Annotated in this window: 2 protein-coding genes; both read right to left on the bottom strand. The window is 45.7% G+C overall.

Features of this window, described 5'->3' with window-relative positions; translation table 11 throughout:
* Positions 1–3,450, bottom strand: a 3,450-nt coding sequence (locus L1286_RS23820) for a hypothetical protein (protein ID WP_235409515.1), incomplete at its 3' end; no start/stop codon positions are given.
* A 29-nt stretch (positions 3,451–3,479) separates the two neighbouring features.
* A partial coding sequence (locus L1286_RS23815; protein WP_235409514.1) for a hypothetical protein occupies positions 3,480–4,565 on the bottom strand: 1,086 nt, incomplete at its 5' end.

The raw sequence follows: 4,565 nt of genomic DNA, 5'->3' as shown, positions 1-4,565 counted from the left end.
GGTATAGGACTTTAAGCGTAAGCCGGTTGACGCATCGGCCAGCTGCTCACTCAGCACCACCTCACCAAAGCTGTTATAAGTAAATGTGGTCTTTTGAGCACCTTGAGACACCGTCTGTTTGCGCCCAGCAGCATCATACGTCGTGTCAATTTGTCTGTTATTTGCATTTCCCTTTAACGCATCAATATTTACTTTTTTGGTCACGCTAGAGTATGAACCTTGTCCTGCGTAACGGATCACCGACGTTGCCTGACCTAATGCATCATACTGATACTCAGTTACATAGCCTTGGTATTCACTTGCAATAACGGCATGTGACGAACTCGCAACCGATTGAACATCCATTTCATATACTAAGTTACCCGCAGCGTCATACGCTTTGACCGTTTTAGGTGTGCCATTTATTGCATTGGCAATTGCACGACCTAAGGCATCATAGGTGGTTGAAGACACCACCTGTTGAGCGTTGGTCGTAGCCGCTTGGGTCACTTGTGTTTGGTTACCCGCTAAGTCATAGGCAAAACGTGAAACCGCTTTTTCGGCGTTGGCAACCCAACCGTTGTCTTTCCAAATGCCTTCTGTGATTTTGATAACATTGCCCGCACCATCATAGTCAAAAGACTTAGTTAAACTCGCCTGATTAACCTGAATAAGTGCGCCATTGTGCCAGTAATGATGTGTCGTTGAAGGACCGTGCTCATGTTCCAATCGGCCACTGTTATCATAGACATAGGACCATGTAGCGCCTTTCTGATTGGTGTAGCTTTTCTTGAGACCATTGTCATAGTAATCATAGTGCTCCGTAGTACCATCGGCATGGGTCAAGGTCAGTAGTTTACCCTGTGCATTAAACTGGGATGTCGTCACACGCGCGTCTGTTAACAATGTGCCGTTTAACTCATTCAATAGCACATCATAACTTAATGTATTTTGCTGACTGCGGGTAGCAAGCGCAGATATCTCTGAGACTGATTTTGCATAGGCAATGGTATGCGTGACATCATTCACGGCGTTATATCGCTGTTCACTGATATAACCATTACTGTCAATGGTGAATCTCAATCTGCCAGCTGTATCGTAATACAATTGAGTACGACGTTCCCCGTCGCTTACTGTGCTTGGGAAGCTGTTGCTGTCATACGCAACGAGTGTCTTATAAGCAATCGTTTCAACTATATTACCCGCCGCGTCATAGCGGCTCTCTTTAAGTGAGGCTTGGGTGCCATCGGTCAGAGTTAACGTGTACCTTGCTTGCCCTAAATCGTTATATATCGTACGAATTTTACTGTCTGCGGTAACGTCGCCCACTTTAGTCAGTGATGACATATTAACAGAGCCGTCTTTCACAGAGTTTAACAGCTGCGCGTTAACCTCAACTCTTTGTCCCCACTTAACCACTTCGATGACTTGCCCTCGACTGTCATACTTACGCTCTGTCACCGCACCATTTGCAGCAATGTCAAACGCAGGTCTGCCCACATCATCAAAAACGGTATAGCTAGACAGTGGCGTTTTGTCTTTTTTAAACTCGGTGAGCTTATCTGCAAGTTCATGTTGCCAAAGCACCGTACCAATCGGGCTGCCTTCAATATAATGAGAACGACTCTTACCAACACTCAACAAAAATTCAACAGGTTGCGATATGTCTATTTGTGGTCCAACTCGTGTTTCCACTATTGACTTAACAACTAATTTGACACGATGCTCACCTGCCTCATACGCCCTACCAGTGAGTTGTCCGCCAGTGGATAAACTGATCCCATTGGGCAGCGCGCCCGAGGCACTGATAACGATGTTATTCCCCAGTGGTTCTGCACCGATAAAGTCGCCTTTATTTGTTGACGGTGTTACCGCAGCTGTTTGAGCTTGCGATGGCCCTTGGGTTGACATAATCTCAAGCCCGCCACCACTTCCTTGACCACCAAAGTGTTTGTATAAATCTAAATTGAGGGTACTTCCTGTTTGGATATATTGTGTGTCTACAGGCTTACCAATGAGATACTGCGACTCGGCATATCGCGCAGCAATGACAATCGGAGCTTCGTAGCGGTGGGTTCCAATTTTTTGACCGTCTTTGTTGTAAAGATGCTCAATAACAGAATACTTATCGCCGCTACTGCCAAAGGATTTGAGCGTAAACGTTAGCTCGTTGGCTTCGTTATATGTAAATAGCGTTACCTGCTTTTCGCTGTTTGAAGCATGCGTCACTTTTTCGGTTAGGTTATTATTGTTGTCATACCTAAACTCTGTGACCTCATCTCCTTTTTGGGTCCTAATGAGTCGACCAAACGTATCATATTCATAGTCAGTTTGAATAACATTCGCACCGCTGCCAGACTCAACTCGTAATTTGTTGCCATCAGCGTCATAGCTATACTGTGTTTGGCTTTGTACTACTCCACCTTGCTGGGTGTTAACTGAACGCGCATTACCAGCACCATCAAACACCGTAGTAGTCTGGTGTGCAACTTGAGCACCACCCAAAGTCTCAACCTGAGAAGTTTTTATCACCTCTTTGCCATGCTGGGTATAGTCAAATGACGTGGTGAGCTTCAATCCATTCGGGTCGACGATTTCAGCACTAATACGGCCCACTTTGTCATACTGCGTTTCAACTTGGCGCCCCTCTGCATCTGTTGTGCGATGCACTCGGTTATTTTTGTCGTACTCTATCGCAGATTGGCGTACGCCATTGAGGTGCGTTTCATTCAGATTACCATTGTTGTCATAGACATATTCGCTAACACTGACTTGTTTGCCATCTGCGTCGTACTGTGTGACAGAGGCCACTTTACCGTGCCCATTACGTATGGTTTTAACTGAGGAGCCATCCGCCTGTGTGACCGTGACACTGTTTTTGGCATCGTCATACACATAGCTGGTTACCTTGCCAGAAGCCTGCTTAACTGAAAGCTTTCTACCCAGCGTATCGTAACGTGTTTCGATTTCGCGCGTAACACCGTCCACATTTTGCGATGTTACGACCACTTGGCCTACTTTGTCTGAAGTAATATCTATCGAGTGCGCGTAATTAATTGTATTGTCGTTTGCGTCGGTTTGAGTTACTACACGGCCAAACGCATCATAAGTTTGACTGGTTTGTAAAGACGTGCCACCTTGTGTTTTCTTTGTCGACAGTAACTCCCCACGCGCATTATATTCAAAAGTTGATGTCAGTGAAGACAAGCCACTTTGCCCAGATAACTTATCGCCAATACTTGTATGTGTTTGTTGGCGTTGTTTTAGTAATTGCGTAAATGCATTGTACTCAAAGGTGGTTTCATAGCCTTCGCTGTCCACTTTTGAGGTCAATAAACCACGAGTATCATAACTAAGCTGTTCATGGAATGCTCCTCCAGATGCCACTAACTCGGCAATGAAGGTTTCAGCCGTTTTGCCATTGATCACCTTATTAGTTACCAAGCCACCTTCCAATTTGGCAGATTGCATTTGCGACTCAGTTAATACAGTGTGATGTCTCAGAATATCAGTACGTTGAGTACATCATAGTTAGCTCTGTCCCCTTGCAGTGCAAAAGCAGCTGACAACTTATCTACGTTATGAAGATAAGCGCCAACAGGGATACCCTGCTCTGCTAGTTCCGCTTTCGTTGTGTCAATCACCGCCACTTTACCAATTTTCCCAGAGCCACGTATCAATAGGGCATTGACATTCAGCACTGAGTTATCCGGTTCCACGGCTTTTAAATCTGCCTCTACATCACGGATCACGGTATGCCATTGGCCATTGGTCACTGAAGACGGCAAAACAGCATAGGCATAGTCCCCTGAAATATATGGGTCTTTAACGCCGGGATGATAGGTAATATAGCGGTGCCCTTTTGGGGTATTCACACTGATATAAACTGTATAGGCTTCGGCGTACTTCATGTCCCAAGTAATGGTTTTGCCTGCTGAATCCCAGTTTTCTCCTCCTGGTTTTCTCAGGCGATACCCGTTATGAAAGGCGTTGCCTGTTAACGTCATGACCTCGCTGCCGTAGTCCTCATCATACTCAGCCTGCATTACGGCCCCAGCGGGAGTTGAGTCGTATACGTCCCAGCTTGCCTGCGCTACCGGAGAGTTTAAATTTGCTCCAGATAATGTAGACACTTTTCTAACCAACGCATTGTCCCGCTGGGTTGCAAAAGAGGCTGACAACTTCGGATCTTTATGAAGATAAGCGCCAACAGGGATGCCTTGCTCAGCTAATTCCGCTTGCGTCGTGTTACTCACCACCACTTTACCAATTTTCCCAGAGCCACGTATCAATAGGGCATTGACATTCAACACTGAGTTATCTGGCTCTACGGCTTTTAAGTCTGCCTCTAAATCACGTATTACGGTATGCCATTGACCATTGGTCACTGAAGATGGCAAGACAGCATACGCATAGTCCCCTGAAATATGGGGGGTTTTAACGTTGGACTGATAGGTAATATAACGGTGCCCTTTTGGGGTATTGACACTGATATAAACTGTATAGGCTTCAGCATACTTCATGTCCCAAGCAATGGTTTTGCCTGTTGAATCCCAGTTTTCCCCTGCAGGTTTTCTCAAGCGATA

Origin of the sequence: Pseudoalteromonas sp. SMS1, from assembly GCF_021530565.1 — a bacterium.
Lineage (GTDB): Bacteria > Pseudomonadota > Gammaproteobacteria > Enterobacterales > Alteromonadaceae > Pseudoalteromonas.
This window is presented reverse-complemented; position numbering and strand designations above follow the sequence as displayed.